Here is a 16,393-nt window from a genome sequence, read left to right on the forward strand (position 1 = left end):
GCATCAGGCGCGATCGACACTAAACGCCAGCACTTCCGCAAGGCTTTCGGCATCTAAAGCCAGCATGACCAGACGATCAACGCCCAGCGCCACGCCAGAACAATCGGGTAATCCGGCCTTTAAGGCTTCTAGCAGATTGAGGTCAATGGGTTGCTGCGGTAAACCGCGGGCCGCACGTTTGCGGTTATCCTGCTCAAAACGCTGCTGCTGTTCGCGGGCATCGGTCAGTTCGTGGAAGCCGTTGGCCAGTTCAAGTCCTTTGAAATAGACCTCAAAGCGCTCTGCCACACGATGATCCTCGGTACTGATCTGCGCCAGCGACGCCTGACTGGCCGGGAAGTGATAGACGAACGCCGGGCGCTCTTTACCAATGTGCGGCTCGACACCCATCGCAAACAGGAGCTGTAGCAGCGTGTCACGGTCTTCTTCGGTATCGGCAATATTACTCAGGTCGAGCTTCGCCGCCACCTGACGAAGTTGCGTTTTGTCCGCAGACAGCGGGTCAATGTCCAGATGACGCTGAAACGCCTGCTGATAAGAGAGCGTTTCAGCCGCCGGACACTCAAGCACCTGCTGCAGGAGATCGTCGACTTCATTCATCAGGCGATACATGTCGTAGTGCGGACGATACCACTCCAGCATGGTGAACTCGGGATTATGATGACGCCCCATCTCTTCATTACGAAAACTGCGGCACAGCTGGTATACCGGCCCACAGCCTGCGGCGAGCAGACGCTTCATGTGGTATTCCGGGCTGGTCATCAGATACAAATTCATGCCCTGGGAGTGCCCCGGCCCCACGAAACGGGTTTCAAACGGGAACAGGTGAATGTCTGTCACCGTCGCCTGGCTCATGCACGGCGTTTCCACCTCCAGTACGCCCCGGTCGGCAAAAAAACGACGGATTTCAGTCATAATTTTTGCACGTTTCAACAGGTTAGGAATGGATGCGCTCGGCTGCCAGGTTGCCGTTTCGCTCATGGTTTTGTCTCCGTTTTTTGCTAAGGGCACGAAGTCTACTCGTTCCTCTATCCGGAGACAAATTTTGTACAGGACATTGCCCAAAAGCAGGCATAAATAATTCACTAGCAGAATGAATCACTAAATTCATCAGAAATAGTGATAAATCATCATAAAGAACCGCAAAAAAATCGAACACGTCAAATTTCCCCTCTTTCACCACGGGTATAATCCGTTACCTATAAAGGAGCAGTGGGTACGTTTTCATCGCATTCGTCGTGAGCGCGATGAAATAACAATAATCTGGAGGAACGTCGTGCATACTTTTCAAGCCGATATTGCCATTGTTGGCGCAGGTGGCGCGGGACTACGCGCTGCTATTGCCGCCGCGCAGGCCAGACCTGACGCCAAAATCGCGCTGGTCTCAAAAGTCTACCCTATGCGTAGCCATACCGTTGCTGCCGAGGGGGGATCGGCTGCGGTAACCCAGGATCATGATAGCTTCGAATATCATTTCCACGACACCGTTGCCGGTGGCGACTGGCTCTGCGAGCAGGATGTCGTGGATTACTTTGTTCACCATTGTCCAACAGAAATGACCCAGCTTGAACAGTGGGGCTGCCCGTGGAGCCGCCGCCCTGACGGCAGCATCAACGTGCGCCGTTTTGGCGGTATGAAAATTGAGCGCACCTGGTTTGCCGCTGATAAAACCGGCTTTCACATGCTGCATACCCTCTTCCAGACCTCCCTGCAATTTCCGCAAATTCAGCGATTCGATGAGCATTTTGTTCTCGATATTCTGGTCGATGACGGTCAGGCGCGCGGCCTGGTCGCGATGAATATGATGGAAGGCACGCTGGTGCAAATCCGGGCCAACGCGGTGATCATGGCAACCGGCGGCGCAGGCCGCGTTTATCGCTATAACACTAACGGTGGGATCGTCACCGGCGACGGTATGGGCATGGCGCTTGCGCATGGCGTGCCGCTGCGCGATATGGAATTTGTTCAGTATCACCCGACCGGCCTGCCGGGTTCCGGCATCTTAATGACCGAAGGTTGCCGTGGTGAAGGCGGTATTCTGGTCAATAAAGACGGCTATCGTTATCTTCAGGATTACGGCATGGGGCCGGAAACGCCGCTGGGTGAGCCGAAAAACAAATATATGGAGCTCGGTCCGCGCGATAAAGTCTCGCAGGCATTCTGGCATGAGTGGCGTAAGGGCAATACGATCTCTACCCCGCGCGGTGACGTGGTTTATCTCGACCTGCGTCATTTAGGCGAGAAGAAGATCCTTGAGCGATTGCCGTTTATTTGTGAGCTGGCGAAAGCCTATGTTGGTGTCGATCCGGTGAAAGATCCGATCCCGGTCCGTCCTACCGCGCATTACACTATGGGCGGTATTGAGACCGATCAAAATTGTGAAACGCGCATTCAGGGCCTGTTTGCGGTCGGAGAGTGTTCTTCAGTTGGCCTGCACGGTGCCAATCGTCTCGGATCTAACTCGCTGGCAGAGCTGGTGGTCTTTGGCAAACTGGCTGGCGAACAGGCGATGGCGCGTGCGGCATCTGTCGGTACAGCCAGCGATAGCGCGCTGAATGCGCAGGCGGCCGGTGCAGAACAGCGGCTAAAAGATCTGGTTAACCAGCAGGGCACAGAAAACTGGGCCAACATTCGCGACGAGATGGGCATGTCGATGGAAGAAGGCTGCGGCATCTACCGCACGCCGGAGCTGATGCAAAAAACCGTCGATAAGCTGGCAGAACTTCAGGAACGCTTTAAACGGGTACGCATCACCGATACCTCCAGCGTCTTCAATACCGACCTGCTCTACACCATTGAGCTGGGTCACGGCCTGAACGTAGCGGAATGCATGGCGCACTCTGCCCTTGCCCGTAAAGAGTCACGCGGAGCGCATCAGCGTCTTGATGAAGGCTGCACTGAACGTGACGACGTTAATTTTCTCAAGCATACCCTCGCCTTCCGTGATGCGGATGGCACCACTCGTCTGGATTACAGCGACGTGAAGATCACGACTCTGCCACCGGCGAAACGTGTTTACGGCGCAGAGGCGGAAGCCGCCGAGAAGAAGGAGACGACGCATGGCTGAGATGCAAGCAATGAAGGTTGAGGTGGTTCGCTACAATCCGGAAACCGATACCGCACCTCACAGCGCCTTTTATGACGTGCCCTATGACGAGCAAACGTCGCTACTCGATGCGCTGGGTTATATCAAAGATAATCTTGCCCCCGATCTAAGCTACCGCTGGTCCTGCCGAATGGCAATTTGCGGCTCTTGCGGCATGATGGTCAACAAGGTGCCAAAACTGGCCTGTAAGACATTTATGCGTGATTACACCCGCGGCATGAAAGTCGAGGCGCTGGGTAACTTCCCTGTCGAGCGCGATTTAGTGGTCGATATGACCCACTTTATTGAGAGTCTGGAAGCCATCAAGCCCTATATTATCGGCAATCCGCGCACGCCAGATCAGGGACCCAACACGCAAACTCCCGCGCAAATGGCGAAGTACCATCAGTTCTCCGGCTGTATTAACTGTGGTTTGTGCTACGCCGCCTGCCCACAGTTTGGCTTAAACCCGGAGTTTATTGGCCCCGCTGCCATCACCCTGGCGCATCGTTACAATGAAGATAACCGCGATCGCGGCAAAAAAGAACGTATGGCACAGCTTAACGGGCCAAACGGGGTCTGGACCTGCACGTTTGTCGGTTATTGCTCGGAAGTCTGTCCGAAGCATGTCGATCCCGCCGCCGCCATTCAGCAGGGTAAAGTCGAAAGCTCGAAAGACTTTCTGATTGCTACCCTGAAACCACGCTAAGGAGTGCACGATGACGACTAAACGCAAAGCCTATGTTCGGCCAATGCCGTCAAACTGGTGGAAAAGTCTGCCGTTTTATCGCTTCTATATGCTGCGTGAAGGCACGGCAATCATGGCGGTCTGGTTCAGTATTGAACTGATTTATGGCCTGTTTGCACTAAAACACGGACCCGAGCAGTGGGCCGGATTCGTTGGTTTTCTGCAAAACCCGGCGATCGTTATTTTGAATGCGATCGCACTGGCCGCTGCCCTGCTGCACACTAAAACCTGGTTCGAGCTGGCACCGAAGGCGGCCAATATCATCGTCAAGGATGAGAAACTGGGGCCGGCACCGGTCATTTCCGGCCTCTGGATAGCGACCATTATTGTCACTATCGTTATTTTAGCTGTTGCCCTGTTCTGGTAAGGAGACACTGATGATCCATCCCAATCCAAAACGTTCTGACGAGCCGGTATTCTGGGGACTGTTCGGCGCAGGCGGCATGTGGTGCGCCATTGTCGCTCCGGTGATGATCCTGCTGGTCGGTATCATGCTGCCGCTGGGCCTCTATCCTGGCGACGCGCTCGGCTACGATCGGGTTCTGGCTTTTGCGCATAGCCTGATCGGGCGTGCCTTCCTGTTCCTGATGATTGCCCTGCCGCTATGGTGTGGCCTGCATCGCATTCACCATATGATGCACGACCTGAAAATCCACGTACCTCACGGCAAATGGGTTTTTTACGGTCTGGCCGCCATTCTGTCGATCGTGACCCTGGTCGGCGTCATTTTTATGTGATCCGCGCGCCCTCTCAGCAACAGTGAGAGGGCTATTTTTCACGTTTACTACAGCAATTTTTCCCGACGGGTTCTACACTTAGCTAAAAAACCTGCAAGGAAAATACTATGCGTTTGCTGCCTGTTGCTGCCACCGTCGCCGCTGCGTTTTTGCTGGTTGCCTGTAGTTCTCCAACGCCTCCCTCTGGCGTCACGGTCATTAATAATTTCGATACGCAACGCTATCTCGGTACCTGGTACGAAATTGCCCGTTTCGATCACCGCTTTGAGCGAGGATTAGAGCGTGTTACCGCGACCTACAGTCTGCGTGATGATGGGGGGTTACGCGTCATTAATCGTGGTTATAACCCCGATCGCGGGATGTGGCAGCAGTCGACAGGTAAAGCGTATTTTACTGGCGATCCGAGCAGGGCCGCCCTGAAAGTCTCTTTCTTTGGCCCGTTCTACGGCGGATACAATATTATTGCGCTGGATAAAGAGTATAAACATGCGCTGGTATGCGGGCCGAATCACGATTATTTGTGGATACTTTCCAGAACGCCGACCATCTCCAGAGAGATAAAACAGCAGATGCTGGATACCGCGACCCGGCAGGGTTTTGACGTTAGCAAGCTACTCTGGATCGACCAGCCGCATTAAGGCGTACTGAGTTTCAGACCAATAATTCCGGCGACAATTAACGCAAGGCTTAGAAGGCGCGCCGGATTTGCCGACTCACCAAACAGCACGATGCCGGTAATGGCTGCACCGACTGCGCCAATTCCTGTCCAGACGGCGTAGGCAGTCCCGACCGGCAGCGTTTTCATCGCCCACGCCAGCAGTCCGAAACTGAAAAACATGGCAATCAGCGTGATAACGCTTGGGGTAAAACGGCTGAAACCGTGGGTATATTTCAGGCCAATCGCCCAGACAACTTCAAGAAGACCTGCAATAACAAGAATTAACCAGGACATATAGGCTCCATCGCGGGGCCGTCCCCATTGTAGAAAGCGCTTATGGGTCGTCCCATAAGGCTGATTGAAGTCATTACTTTACGCAATCCGAATAAAAACGCAATAATTTACCTTAAGTGTTATTCAAAACCTTATTGTCAGAAATACCTCTATTTCGCAGCGTAAATCCCGCCTTTATCTTTCCCGGTCTTGAATATGATGATGTTATCACCGTCGCGATAAGCACCTACCGTTTTCTATTCATTATGAAATCCCAATGTATAAAATCCTGATTATTGACCGCTGCCAGTTTAGTCGCCATGGGCTTGAGAAATGGCTTACGCAGGGACACTCTTTTCATTCCCCCGTTATGGTCACCAGCCTTAGCAGTCTCTTTTTAGCCAAAGAGCATATTGAGCACTGGCAACCCAGCCTGGTTATTGCAGACTTAAATGGTTTTCAGGCCGATCTCTCTCAGGCGAATTTGATTAACGCGCTCTTTACCGCCTGTGGAGAACGCAGCCAGGTTATTTTACTCCAGTACTGTGCGGCCCGACATTACGCCAATCACGATGCGGTACGGTTAACGCTGTCGAAGAAAACCCCATTGCAGCATATTACGAATATGATTGAGTCTGCACTTAGCGCGCGTCCGTGGCTGAATTACACGCATACCATAAGCCCATTGCTTACCCGACAGGAAGAGAAAGTATTATCGCTGTGGCTGGAGGGGGTCAGCAATCCGCTGATTGCCGGAATGCTCAGTATTAGCGGAAAGACGGTCTATACCTATAAAAGGAATATCCGACTTAAACTACGAATGGATAATCGTTTTTCGCCTTTTTTATCATCGGGCGAGAATGCAATAGCACACTTGTCATAACGATACGGCTAAAAAGCCGTACCGCATGGCGTATTTCGCGGAATAACCCTACTGCTGAGCTTTGGTTGCGGCACCAGAGATTGCGCTACCACCGTCAGAAATATCTTCGCCAACACCACGAGTAGTGTTACAAGCGGTTAATACTGAAGAAAGCACCAGCACTGAAAAGATCGCAGCAATTGTTTTCTTAAACATAGTTTCTTCCTTTATTCGCAGTGTTATTTGTGTATAGCAACTTAAGCATAGACAAAATTCTGAGAAATGGCGGCGGGGGAAAAATTTTTCGGAGTATTAGAAGAAACGAAGCGGTAAGGAAAGAACAGATATGGCTGAAAATACTGGCGCAGTCTGGTACCACGCCAGGAATATGCACTCGCTCACATCGAAAAAACGGTGATGCAAGCGAACGCGGTGCGTGATTACTTCACGCGGGAAACGTATTCGCCAGAGCGGGTATCAACTTTAATGACTTCACCGGTCTGCACGAACAGCGGAACCTTAACCACTGCACCCGTAGACAGCTTAGCCGGTTTACCGCCGGTACCTGCGGTATCACCTTTAAGGCCTGGATCGGTTTCAACGATTTCCAGCTCAACGAAGTTCGGCGGCGTTACGGAGATCGGCTGACCGTTCCACAGGGTCACGATGCACTCAGCCTGGTCCAGCAGCCATTTAGCGTTCTCGCCTACGGCTTTCTCATCGGCAGCCAGCTGTTCGAAAGTTTCGTTATTCATGAAGTGATAGAACTCGCCGTCGTTGTACAGGAACGTCAGGTTCATATCGATAACGTCTGCGCCTTCAGCGGAGTCGGTAGACTTGAAGGTTTTCTCAACGCGGGTACCGGTCAGCAGACGACGCAGCTTAACGCGTGCGAACGCCTGACCTTTACCCGGCTTAACGAATTCGCTGGCTTCAACCGCATACGGTTCACCGTCCATCATGATTTTAAGACCAGCACGAAAATCGTTGCTATAGTAAGTCGCCATAAGGCCCTCTGAAATTGTTAAATGGTAGCTAAGCCACAAAATGGCGCATATTGTAACCCTAAATACCCCGTCCAGAGAAGATTGGTTAACGCAACTTGCCGATGTTATTACCAATCCCGATGAACTCTTGCGTCTTCTGAATATAGACGCTGATGACGCGATGCTTGCAGGAATCGAAGCAAAACGTCTTTTTGCTCTGCGCGTGCCGCGTGCTTTTGCCGCGCGAATGGAGAAAGGCAATCCCCACGATCCCTTGCTGCGTCAGGTACTTACCTCGCAGGACGAGTTTATCGTCACGCCCGGTTTTAGCGCCGATCCGCTGGATGAACAGCACAGCGTGGTGCCCGGTTTACTGCATAAATACCGGAATCGTGCACTCTTGCTGGTGAAAGGAGGCTGTGCCGTAAATTGTCGCTACTGCTTCCGTCGCCACTTCCCCTACGCTGATAACCCGGGCAATAAGCGTAGCTGGCAACGCGCGCTGGACTATATCGCGGCCCATCCCGAACTTGATGAGATTATTTTCTCCGGCGGCGATCCGCTCATGGCAAAAGATCACGAGCTGGACTGGTTGCTCGATGCGCTTGAGGCAATCCCCCACATTAAGCGTCTGCGCATTCATAGTCGCTTACCAATAGTGATCCCCGCGCGGATCACAGACGCGCTGGCCGCACGCTTTGCCCGCTCCTCGCTGCAAATCCTGCTGGTTAACCATATCAACCATGCCAATGAAATTGATGATGATTTTCGTGCTGCAATGGCGCTGCTGCGCAGGGCTGGCGTAACGCTATTGAACCAGAGCGTTCTGCTGCGCGGGGTCAATGACAATGCCAGCACGCTGGCAGCACTGAGTAATGCGCTGTTTGATGCGAGCGTAATGCCCTATTATCTGCACGTGCTGGATAAAGTTCAGGGTGCGGCTCATTTCATGGTGAGTGATGATGAGGCCAGAGCGCTGATGCGCGAATTATTGACGCTGGTTTCCGGTTATATGGTGCCGAAACTGGCGCGTGAGATCGGTGGTGAGCCCAGTAAAACGCCTATCGATTTACATCTTCGTCAAAAATAAAGGCTGCTTATTTAGGTCTTTATCCCGGATGCTCAGCCTGAATAATAAAAGGCCTGAGCATCCCGGGTTAGTGTAGCAAGCCCTCAACGCGTGGGGGCCTGACAAACGATCAGTTAGGGCATTTATATACCTGGCCCTGCATTTCACTTGCGGTTGGCACAAAGCTCGACAGCATTCCCTGTGTGGGACTACTCACGCCATAAAGCACGTTACCGCCCATTTGAGCTGCCTGATTACGTAGTGCATTAGCTGCACCGCGCATTGAACCGCCCTCTTCACCATGTTGCCCGGACAGCCAGTTACTTTGCTTACCCGTCGCCATACCGATAAGCTGGCACTCCGCGCCTGGCTTATCTTCCACAAAGCGAACGCTCTGCCCGCCTGCGGACAGGTCATTGCCGGAGCTACATCCTGCCAGCAGTAACGCCGCACCCACGATCCCTGCTGAGACTTTTACGCGCATGTTATTCCTCATTTTCAATTAGCGGGACAAATGTGTCCGTGTCTAAACCTTATACTAAAAAGATGACCAAAAGAAAAACCCCCGAACATTTCTGCCCGGGGGTCTCTCAATTCTTAGTGTGGGAGATGAACACCCAAATCATTCTGGTTGCAGGAACGCGGCAAGTTTGTTAATCCCCAGAAGCTTACTCAAGTAAGTGACTGGGGTTAGCAAACGCAGCCAACGCATCTGCAGCCTGAAGGATGCAGGGCGTGGGCAATTACATCATGCCGCCCATACCACCCATACCGCCCATGCCACCGGCCGCACCTAAGTCAGGCGCATCGCCTTTCGGCAGGTCGGTCACCATGCATTCGGTGGTGATCATCAGGCCCGCAACAGATGCCGCATACTGCAGAGCAGAACGGGTAACTTTAGTCGGATCCAGGATACCCATATCGATCATGTTGCCGTATTCTTCAGTGGCTGCGTTATAACCGTAGTTACCGTCACCCGCTTTCACGGTGTTGGCAACAACAGACGGCTCTTCACCGCAGTTCAGCACGATCTGACGCAGCGGGGATTCCATTGCGCGCAGCGCAACTTTGATACCCACGTTCTGGTCTTCGTTCTGGCCACGCAGTTCACCCAGCTTGCTTGCAACACGGATCAGCGCTACGCCACCGCCAGCAACCACGCCTTCTTCTACCGCAGCACGGGTAGCGTGCAGCGCATCTTCAACGCGTGCTTTCTTCTCTTTCATTTCAACTTCAGTTGCCGCGCCAACTTTGATAACGGCAACGCCGCCTGCCAGTTTCGCTACGCGTTCCTGCAGTTTTTCACGATCGTAATCAGAAGTTGCTTCTTCGATCTGCTGACGAATCTGAGTCACACGCCCCTGGATTGCCGCTTCTTCGCCCACGCCATCAATGATGGTAGTGGTATCTTTGTTGATCACAACGCGTTTTGCCTGACCCATATCTTCCAGGGTTGCTTTTTCCAGCTCCATACCGATCTCTTCAGAGATAACAGTACCGCCGGTCAGCGTAGCGATATCCTGCAGCATCGCTTTACGACGATCGCCGAAGCCCGGTGCTTTAACCGCAGCCACTTTCACGATGCCGCGCATGGTGTTCACTACCAGAGTTGCCAGCGCTTCGCCTTCAACATCTTCAGCGATGATCAGCAGCGGTTTGCCTGCTTTCGCAACGGCTTCCAGAACCGGCAGCATTTCACGGATGTTGGAGATTTTTTTATCAGCCAGCAGAATGAACGGGCTTTCCAGTTCTACTGCACCGGTTTCCGGCTTGTTGATGAAGTACGGAGACAGGTAGCCACGGTCGAACTGCATACCTTCAACCACGTCCAGCTCATCCTGCAGACCGGTACCGTCTTCAACGGTGATCACGCCTTCTTTACCGACTTTGTCCATCGCTTCAGCGATCAGTTTACCTACGGTTTCGTCGGAGTTAGCGGAGATAGTACCCACCTGAGCGATGGCTTTAGAGTCAGAGCACGGTACAGAAAGCGCTTTCAGCTCTTCAACCGCAGCAGTAACCGCTTTGTCGATACCACGTTTCAGATCCATCGGGTTCATGCCCGCAGCAACGGCTTTCAGACCTTCAGTAATGATTGACTGGGCCAGTACGGTCGCGGTGGTGGTACCGTCACCTGCAGCGTCGTTCGCTTTAGAGGCAACTTCTTTCACCATCTGCGCGCCCATGTTCTCGAACTTGTCTTCCAGTTCGATTTCACGTGCAACGGAAACACCGTCTTTAGTGATGGCCGGTGCGCCAAAAGATTTGTCCAGAACTACGTTACGGCCTTTCGGACCGAGGGTAACTTTTACTGCATCTGCCAGTACGTTTACGCCGCGCAGCATTTTCACACGAGCGTCGTTACCGAATTTTACGTCTTTAGCTGCCATTTTTTCTTTCCCTCAAATTCGTATGTTCAGTGTCGTTCGCGGATTACGCTTCAACAATTGCCAGGATGTCGCTTTCGGACATGATCAACACTTCTTCATTGTCGATCTTCTCGGATTTCACGCCGTAGCCATCGTTAAAAATCACGATATCGCCCACTTTAACGTCCAGCGGCTGCACATTACCGTTTTCCAGAATGCGGCCTTTACCGACAGCGATGATTTCGCCACGAGTTGATTTACCTGCCGCAGAACCGGTAAGAACGATACCGCCAGCAGATTTGGACTCAACTTCTTTGCGTTTGACGATCACACGATCATGTAGCGGACGAATACTCATTGATAGCTCTCCTTTGAGAAAGTCTTTATCAGTTATGGATGACGTCAAAGAGCCACAGGCTTCTTCAACTAGTGCCTGAGAGATGGGGGTCGGTTTTTCCCCCTTCAAGGGGGGAGAGAAAAAAAATTTTATCTCCCCGCCATTAACGCGTTAAAAAATAGACAATGCTCGCAAGTGTCAGAGCGCTTAAAACGCAATGTGATACCATCAATGATGCGTAAATGACTCATAGAGAAAAAGAAATGGCGGGATTGAAACAGGAATTAGGGCTCGCTCAGGGCGTTGGTCTGCTATCCACTTCACTACTGGGGACCGGCGTTTTTGCCGTTCCGGCGCTGGCGGCACTGGTCGCCGGAAATAACAGTTTATGGGCGTGGCCCGCGCTTATTTTGCTGGTTTTTCCGATTGCGATTGTCTTTGCCATTCTCGGGCGTCACTTTCCGAGCGCTGGCGGCGTGGCGCATTTTGTCGGCCTGGCATTTGGACCGCGCCTTGAGCGCGTTACCGGCTGGCTGTTTTTATCAGTTATTCCAGTAGGATTACCCGCCGCCTTACATATTGCGGCCGGTTTCTGGCAGGCGATGTTTGGCTGGTCCGGCTGGCAATTACTGGTCGCTGAACTGATTACGCTTGCGCTCATCTGGTTTGTTGGCACCCGCGGGGCACGCTCCAGCGCGAATCTACAGAGTATTGTTGCGTTGCTGATCGTCGCGCTGATCGCCGCCATCTGGTGGTCTGGCGACATTACTCTGGCACACATTCCCTTCCCTGCTCTTCAGGATGTGCAGGCTCCGGCGCTCTTTTCCGCGCTGGCCGTGATGTTCTGGTGCTTTGTCGGTCTGGAAGCCTTTGCACATCTGGCCTCCGAGTTTAAACAGCCGGAAAGAGATTTCCCGCGGGCATTAATGATTGGGCTGCTCCTGGCTGGTTTCGTCTACTGGGCCTGTACTGTGGTGGTGCTGAAATTTAACGCCTACGGCGAAGAGCTCGCCGCTGCCGCGTCATTACCGGCGATTGTGGTTCAGCTTTTTGGCGTTAAGGCACAGTGGATAGCGTGCATTATTGGCTATCTGGCCTGCTTTGCCAGCCTCAACATTTATATTCAAAGTTTTGCGCGAATGGTCTGGTCGCAGGCGCAGTATAAACCGCAGAGTCCTCTTTCCCGCCTGTCAAAAAAACAGCTGCCGATCAACGCGCTTAATGCGGTTCTGGGCTGTTGTGTGATGTCTACTCTCGCGATTTACGGTCTGCAAATTAATCTGGATGCGCTTATCGTTTATGCCAACGGTATTTTCATCGTCATTTATTTGCTGTGTATGCTGGCAGGGTGTCGATTACTTAAAGGACGTTATCGCATTCTGGCCGCCACTGGCGGTCTGCTTTGCCTGCTGTTACTGGTGATGGTGGGATGGAAAAGTCTTTACGCTATTATCATGCTGGCCGCGCTGTGGCTGTTCTTGCCGAAGCGGGCCATCATCACATCGTTATAATATCTCGTCGGGCCTGAAAAAAGCAGGCCCGTTAATCGCGATCGTCTTTATGTTCAATCCGGTCGCGCACGTCGTCTTTACGCTGATATTCCCCGTCAAACGTATTACCACCGCCGGCGCTAAATCCCCCGCCCGGCATCCGCGAAAAGCGCAAATGTGGCAGCAGTTTTAGCGTCAGATGCTTTTGCACTGGCGGTAACAGCAACAGCAAGCCCAGCAGGTCAGTAAAAAATCCTGGCAGGATCAATAACAGGCCGGAAATGATCAGCGAAACGCTTTTTGTCATCTCCGCCGCCGGGCTTTCTCCGGCTGCCATTTTCTGCTGCATCAGCAAAAAGTTTTTGAATCCCTGGTTACGCACCAGCGACATGCCGATGAATGAGGTGAAAATCACCAGCAGCAAGGTTAATAGCACGCCCAGCACATGAGCGACCTGAATGAATATCGAAATTTCGATATAAACATAAAGAAAAACAGCAAGTAAAGGTATCCAGCGCACTGGCTTCTCCTGTGGTGGGCAACGGTCAGTCAGCCTTTGCCAAAAATGGGTTTGCGAAACGCATCCTGATGAGATGGAGACGAAAAGCCAAACTTCAACCAAAGTACCCCGTAATTTTAAGCTGGATGTTCAGGGGGGTGATACATTTCACACATCAATAATTATCTTGCGATTCGTCGCAGAATAAGTGATCCAGATTACTGCAATTCGCTATCATCAGCATATGATCGTGGGCACCGGGCCGATTCGGGAGATAATCGTCGGTCAGAAAATACGCATACCCTCATAAACACTGCGTATTTGGTGTAATCATTGGCAGCTTGAAAGAGAAGGTTTACATGTTAAACAACATTCGTATCGAAGAAGACCTGTTGGGCACCAGGGAAGTTCCAGCGGATGCCTACTATGGCGTTCACACTCTGAGAGCGATTGAAAACTTCTACATCAGTAACAACAAAATCAGCGATATTCCTGAGTTTGTCCGCGGAATGGTGATGGTGAAGAAAGCCGCAGCGTTGGCGAATAAAGAGCTGCAGACCATCCCGAAAAATGTGGCAAATGCCATCATTGCCGCCTGTGATGAAGTTCTGAACAATGGCAAATGTATGGATCAGTTTCCGGTCGACGTCTATCAGGGCGGCGCAGGGACTTCCGTAAACATGAATACCAACGAAGTGCTGGCCAATATCGGACTTGAACTGATGGGCCATCAGAAAGGCGAGTATCAGTTCCTCAATCCTAATGACCACGTTAATAAATGCCAGTCCACTAATGACGCCTACCCGACCGGATTCCGCATTGCAGTTTACGCTTCCATCGTAAAACTGATTGATGCAATCCATCAGTTAAGCGAAGGTTTCGAGAAAAAAGCCGTTGAGTTCCAGGACGTGCTGAAAATGGGCCGTACCCAGCTTCAGGATGCAGTGCCAATGACGCTTGGCCAGGAATTCCATGCCTTTAGCGTACTACTGCGTGAAGAGACAAAAAACCTGCTGCGTACAGCTGAACTCCTGCTGGAAGTTAACCTCGGCGCAACAGCCATCGGTACGCGTCTGAACACGCCGGATGGTTATCAACAACTGGCGGTGCAAAAGCTGGCTGAAGTCAGTAATTTGATGGTGACGCCTGCTGAAGATCTGATTGAGGCGACCTCTGACTGTGGCGCGTACGTGATGGTTCACAGCTCCCTGAAACGCCTGGCCGTTAAGATGTCGAAAATCTGTAATGACCTGCGCCTGCTCTCTTCTGGCCCACGTGCCGGGTTAAATGAAATTAACCTCCCGGAATTGCAGGCTGGCTCGTCAATCATGCCAGCAAAAGTTAACCCGGTGGTACCAGAGGTGATTAACCAGGTCTGCTTTAAAGTTATTGGCAACGATACTACCGTGACGATGGCCTCAGAAGCCGGTCAGCTTCAGTTGAACGTCATGGAGCCGGTGATTGGACAGGCGATGTTTGAATCGATTCACATTCTGACCAATGCGTGCTACAACCTGCTGGAAAAATGCGTTAATGGTATTACGGCGAACAAAGCCGTTTGTGAAAGCTATGTCTATAACTCTATCGGCATTGTGACCTATCTTAATCCGTATATCGGCCACCATAATGGTGATATTGTTGGCAAAATTTGCGCTGAAACGGGTAAGAGCGTGCGCGAAGTCGTCCTGGAGCGCGGTCTGCTTACCGAAGCTGAACTGGACGATATTTTTTCAGCACAGAATCTTATGCATCCGGCTTATAAGGCAAAACGTTATACCGATGAAAGTGAACAATAACAGTTCCGGTTAAACATAAAGGCACGTCAGCGATGACGTGCCTTTTTTGTTGCTTGTGATTACCTAATTGCAACAATTTAATATCAATTAATTAAAAAATAAGAAGGTTTATATGTTTGGTGCAGAACTCGTTATTGTCCTGCTGGCGATTTACCTTGGTGCGCGGCTTGGCGGCATAGGTATTGGATTTGCTGGCGGATTGGGTGTCCTTGTCCTGACGCTCTTTTTTCAGATTCCCCCCGGCGCGATCCCGTTTGATGTGATTGAAATTATCATGGCCGTGATTGCCGCTATCGCCGCCATGCAGGTTGCTGGCGGGATGGACTTTCTGGTCAGCCTCGCCGAACGTATGCTGCGGCGGCACCCAAAATATATTACGTTTCTTGCACCGCTGGTAACGTGGTTTATGACGATCCTCGCCGGAACCGGGCATACGGCATTCTCAACGCTACCGGTGATCACCGAGGTCGCCAAAGAGCAGGGAATTCGCCCTTCGCGCCCGCTGTCTATTGCCGTGGTCGCCTCGCAAATCGCCATTACTGCCTCACCAATTTCTGCCGCCGTAGTCTTCTTCGCCGGTATTCTTGAGCCGCTGGGCGTTAGCTATCTGACGCTGCTGGCTATCTGTATTCCGGTCACTCTGATCGCCGTTATGCTTACTGCCATCGTGTGTAACTTTCTTGGCGCCGAGCTAAAGGATGATCCGGTGTATCAGGAGCGTCTGGCGAAAGGAGAAATCAAACTGCGCGGTAGCCAGGTGTTTATGCTTAAGCCCCATGCGAAGCGTTCGGTGATGCTGTTTTTGATTGGGATTATTGCAGTCATGCTGTACGCCACGGCGATTAGCCCAACCGTCGGATTAATTGCCAACCCGATCCTGCCGCGTAATGAAGCGATTGTGGTATTCATGCTGACTATTGCGACGTTGATTTGCCTGACCTGTAAAGTCGATACCGGAGAGATCCTCAACGCCGGTACCTTTAAATCCGGCATGAGCGCCTGTATCTGCGTGCTTGGCGTTGCCTGGCTGGGCGATACCTTTGTGAAGCACCATATTAGTGATATTCAGACGATAGCGGGCGACCTGTTAAACAGCTACCCGTGGCTACTGGCGATCGTACTCTTTTTTGCCGCCACCCTGCTTTACTCGCAGGCGGCAACGACCAAGGCACTGATGCCTGCTGCGCTGCTGCTGGGCGTTAGCCCGCTGACGGCCATAGCGTCTTTTGCCGCCGTCTCAGCGCTGTTCGTTCTGCCCACCTATCCTACGTTGCTGGCAGCGGTAGAGATGGATGATACTGGCTCAACCCGCATCGGCAAATATGTCTTCAATCACGCGTTCCTGATCCCCGGCGTTATCGCCATCACGCTATGTGTGATCTTCGGTTTTATTTTCGGCAGCATTATGTTGTAAATGTTTTTAAACGCGGGCCATTGAGTGGCCCGCGTCATCAACCCTTTCTTCCCACCGTGGTATAGTGCCT

General features: G+C 51.9%; 18 protein-coding genes. 10 read left to right on the top strand and 8 right to left on the bottom strand.

The genetic code is table 11. From position 1 onward, the window contains the following. Window positions 1-3: 3 nt before the first annotated feature. The gene (epmA, locus tag AC791_RS03110; RefSeq protein WP_049839015.1) at window positions 4-981 is read right to left on the bottom strand and encodes an elongation factor P--(R)-beta-lysine ligase; all 978 of its coding nucleotides are present in this window, start codon (window positions 979-981) and stop codon (window positions 4-6) included. Window positions 982-1,276: 295 nt separating this feature from the next. On the opposite strand from epmA, the gene frdA reads away from it, so the two are divergent. The 5 genes from frdA (at window position 1,277) to AC791_RS03135 (ending at window position 5,208) form a co-directional block, all read left to right on the top strand. Beyond that, on the top strand, window positions 1,277-3,067 hold the full coding sequence (gene frdA / locus AC791_RS03115) for a fumarate reductase (quinol) flavoprotein subunit (protein WP_049839016.1): 1,791 nt from the start codon (window positions 1,277-1,279) through the stop codon (window positions 3,065-3,067). After that, window positions 3,060-3,794 carry a succinate dehydrogenase/fumarate reductase iron-sulfur subunit gene (locus tag AC791_RS03120; protein WP_049839017.1) on the top strand — a complete coding sequence of 245 codons (735 nt, stop codon included), beginning with the start codon at window positions 3,060-3,062 and terminating at the stop codon, window positions 3,792-3,794. Before frdA ends, AC791_RS03120 begins: the two co-directional genes overlap by 8 nt. A 10-nt stretch (window positions 3,795-3,804) precedes the next feature. After that, window positions 3,805-4,200 (top strand): fumarate reductase subunit FrdC, encoded by a 396-nt coding sequence (gene frdC, locus AC791_RS03125; protein WP_049839018.1) that lies wholly within the window; start codon window positions 3,805-3,807, stop codon window positions 4,198-4,200. A 10-nt stretch (window positions 4,201-4,210) separates the two neighbouring features. After that, window positions 4,211-4,570, top strand: coding sequence for a fumarate reductase subunit FrdD (gene frdD / locus AC791_RS03130; protein WP_049839019.1), 360 nt, complete (start codon window positions 4,211-4,213; stop codon window positions 4,568-4,570). A gap of 107 nt (window positions 4,571-4,677) precedes the next feature. Beyond that, the gene (locus AC791_RS03135) at window positions 4,678-5,208 is read left to right on the top strand and encodes a lipocalin family protein (RefSeq protein WP_049839020.1); all 531 of its coding nucleotides are present in this window, start codon (window positions 4,678-4,680) and stop codon (window positions 5,206-5,208) included. On the opposite strand, the gene sugE is transcribed toward AC791_RS03135, so the two are convergent. Beyond that, complete coding sequence (sugE, locus tag AC791_RS03140) at window positions 5,205-5,522, bottom strand: quaternary ammonium compound efflux SMR transporter SugE (RefSeq protein ID WP_049839021.1); 318 nt, start codon at window positions 5,520-5,522, stop codon at window positions 5,205-5,207. The two genes, AC791_RS03135 and sugE, sit on opposite strands and share 4 nt — an antisense overlap. A gap of 256 nt (window positions 5,523-5,778) precedes the next feature. Between sugE and AC791_RS03145 the strand changes: the two genes are divergently transcribed. After that, entirely contained in the window at window positions 5,779-6,384 is a 606-nt protein-coding gene (locus AC791_RS03145; protein WP_049839022.1) for a response regulator transcription factor, read from the top strand. A 48-nt stretch (window positions 6,385-6,432) separates the two neighbouring features. Here the strand turns inward: AC791_RS03145 and ecnB are convergent, their stop codons facing one another. Together ecnB and efp are read right to left on the bottom strand one after the other, a co-directional pair. Next, complete coding sequence (gene ecnB, locus AC791_RS03150) at window positions 6,433-6,579, bottom strand: lipoprotein toxin entericidin B (RefSeq protein WP_049839023.1); 147 nt, start codon at window positions 6,577-6,579, stop codon at window positions 6,433-6,435. Between the two features lie 224 nt (window positions 6,580-6,803). Next, window positions 6,804-7,370, bottom strand: coding sequence for an elongation factor P (gene efp / locus AC791_RS03155; protein WP_049839024.1), 567 nt, complete (start codon window positions 7,368-7,370; stop codon window positions 6,804-6,806). A gap of 40 nt (window positions 7,371-7,410) precedes the next feature. Between efp and epmB the strand changes: the two genes are divergently transcribed. Further along, entirely contained in the window at window positions 7,411-8,439 is a 1,029-nt protein-coding gene (gene epmB, locus AC791_RS03160; RefSeq protein WP_049839025.1) for an EF-P beta-lysylation protein EpmB, read from the top strand. A 109-nt stretch (window positions 8,440-8,548) separates the two neighbouring features. Here the strand turns inward: epmB and AC791_RS03165 are convergent, their stop codons facing one another. The 3 genes from AC791_RS03165 to AC791_RS03175 form a co-directional block, all read right to left on the bottom strand. Continuing rightward, window positions 8,549-8,902, bottom strand: a complete 354-nt coding sequence (locus AC791_RS03165; protein WP_049839026.1) for a DUF4156 domain-containing protein — start codon at window positions 8,900-8,902, stop codon at window positions 8,549-8,551. A gap of 259 nt (window positions 8,903-9,161) precedes the next feature. Further along, window positions 9,162-10,808 (bottom strand): chaperonin GroEL, encoded by a 1,647-nt coding sequence (gene groL, locus AC791_RS03170; protein ID WP_049839027.1) that lies wholly within the window; start codon window positions 10,806-10,808, stop codon window positions 9,162-9,164. Between the two features lie 43 nt (window positions 10,809-10,851). Then, window positions 10,852-11,145: a co-chaperone GroES gene (locus tag AC791_RS03175; protein WP_043081801.1), complete on the bottom strand. Its 294-nt coding sequence runs from the start codon at window positions 11,143-11,145 to the stop codon at window positions 10,852-10,854. Between the two features lie 242 nt (window positions 11,146-11,387). Here AC791_RS03175 and yjeH point away from each other — a divergent pair, with 242 nt between their 5' ends. Continuing rightward, window positions 11,388-12,635 (top strand): L-methionine/branched-chain amino acid transporter, encoded by a 1,248-nt coding sequence (gene yjeH, locus AC791_RS03180; protein ID WP_049839028.1) that lies wholly within the window; start codon window positions 11,388-11,390, stop codon window positions 12,633-12,635. Between the two features lie 31 nt (window positions 12,636-12,666). Here yjeH and AC791_RS03185 read toward each other — a convergent pair whose 3' ends face one another. After that, the gene (locus AC791_RS03185) at window positions 12,667-13,134 is read right to left on the bottom strand and encodes an FxsA family protein (RefSeq protein ID WP_049839029.1); all 468 of its coding nucleotides are present in this window, start codon (window positions 13,132-13,134) and stop codon (window positions 12,667-12,669) included. A gap of 338 nt (window positions 13,135-13,472) precedes the next feature. Between AC791_RS03185 and aspA the strand changes: the two genes are divergently transcribed. Both aspA and AC791_RS03195 read left to right on the top strand, forming a co-directional pair. Continuing rightward, entirely contained in the window at window positions 13,473-14,909 is a 1,437-nt protein-coding gene (gene aspA, locus AC791_RS03190; protein WP_049839030.1) for an aspartate ammonia-lyase, read from the top strand. 112 nt (window positions 14,910-15,021) lie between these two features. Continuing rightward, complete coding sequence (locus AC791_RS03195) at window positions 15,022-16,323, top strand: anaerobic C4-dicarboxylate transporter (RefSeq protein WP_049839031.1); 1,302 nt, start codon at window positions 15,022-15,024, stop codon at window positions 16,321-16,323. Window positions 16,324-16,393: the final 70 nt, after the last annotated feature.

This window comes from Klebsiella sp. RIT-PI-d (assembly GCF_001187865.1).
In the GTDB taxonomy this organism is placed as follows: Bacteria; Pseudomonadota; Gammaproteobacteria; order Enterobacterales; family Enterobacteriaceae; genus Superficieibacter.

Coding starts and splice junctions, on each gene's coding strand:
- epmA (WP_049839015.1), bottom strand. CDS start 981: ATGAGCGAAACGGCAACCTGGCAGCCGAGCGCATCCATTCCTAACCTG.
- AC791_RS03120 (WP_049839017.1), top strand. CDS start 3,060: ATGGCTGAGATGCAAGCAATGAAGGTTGAGGTGGTTCGCTACAATCCG.
- frdC (WP_049839018.1), top strand. CDS start 3,805: ATGACGACTAAACGCAAAGCCTATGTTCGGCCAATGCCGTCAAACTGG.
- frdD (WP_049839019.1), top strand. CDS start 4,211: ATGATCCATCCCAATCCAAAACGTTCTGACGAGCCGGTATTCTGGGGA.
- AC791_RS03135 (WP_049839020.1), top strand. CDS start 4,678: ATGCGTTTGCTGCCTGTTGCTGCCACCGTCGCCGCTGCGTTTTTGCTG.
- sugE (WP_049839021.1), bottom strand. CDS start 5,522: ATGTCCTGGTTAATTCTTGTTATTGCAGGTCTTCTTGAAGTTGTCTGG.
- AC791_RS03145 (WP_049839022.1), top strand. CDS start 5,779: ATGTATAAAATCCTGATTATTGACCGCTGCCAGTTTAGTCGCCATGGG.
- ecnB (WP_049839023.1), bottom strand. CDS start 6,579: ATGTTTAAGAAAACAATTGCTGCGATCTTTTCAGTGCTGGTGCTTTCT.
- efp (WP_049839024.1), bottom strand. CDS start 7,370: ATGGCGACTTACTATAGCAACGATTTTCGTGCTGGTCTTAAAATCATG.
- epmB (WP_049839025.1), top strand. CDS start 7,411: ATGGCGCATATTGTAACCCTAAATACCCCGTCCAGAGAAGATTGGTTA.
- AC791_RS03165 (WP_049839026.1), bottom strand. CDS start 8,902: ATGCGCGTAAAAGTCTCAGCAGGGATCGTGGGTGCGGCGTTACTGCTG.
- groL (WP_049839027.1), bottom strand. CDS start 10,808: ATGGCAGCTAAAGACGTAAAATTCGGTAACGACGCTCGTGTGAAAATG.
- AC791_RS03175 (WP_043081801.1), bottom strand. CDS start 11,145: ATGAGTATTCGTCCGCTACATGATCGTGTGATCGTCAAACGCAAAGAA.
- yjeH (WP_049839028.1), top strand. CDS start 11,388: ATGGCGGGATTGAAACAGGAATTAGGGCTCGCTCAGGGCGTTGGTCTG.
- aspA (WP_049839030.1), top strand. CDS start 13,473: ATGTTAAACAACATTCGTATCGAAGAAGACCTGTTGGGCACCAGGGAA.
- AC791_RS03195 (WP_049839031.1), top strand. CDS start 15,022: ATGTTTGGTGCAGAACTCGTTATTGTCCTGCTGGCGATTTACCTTGGT.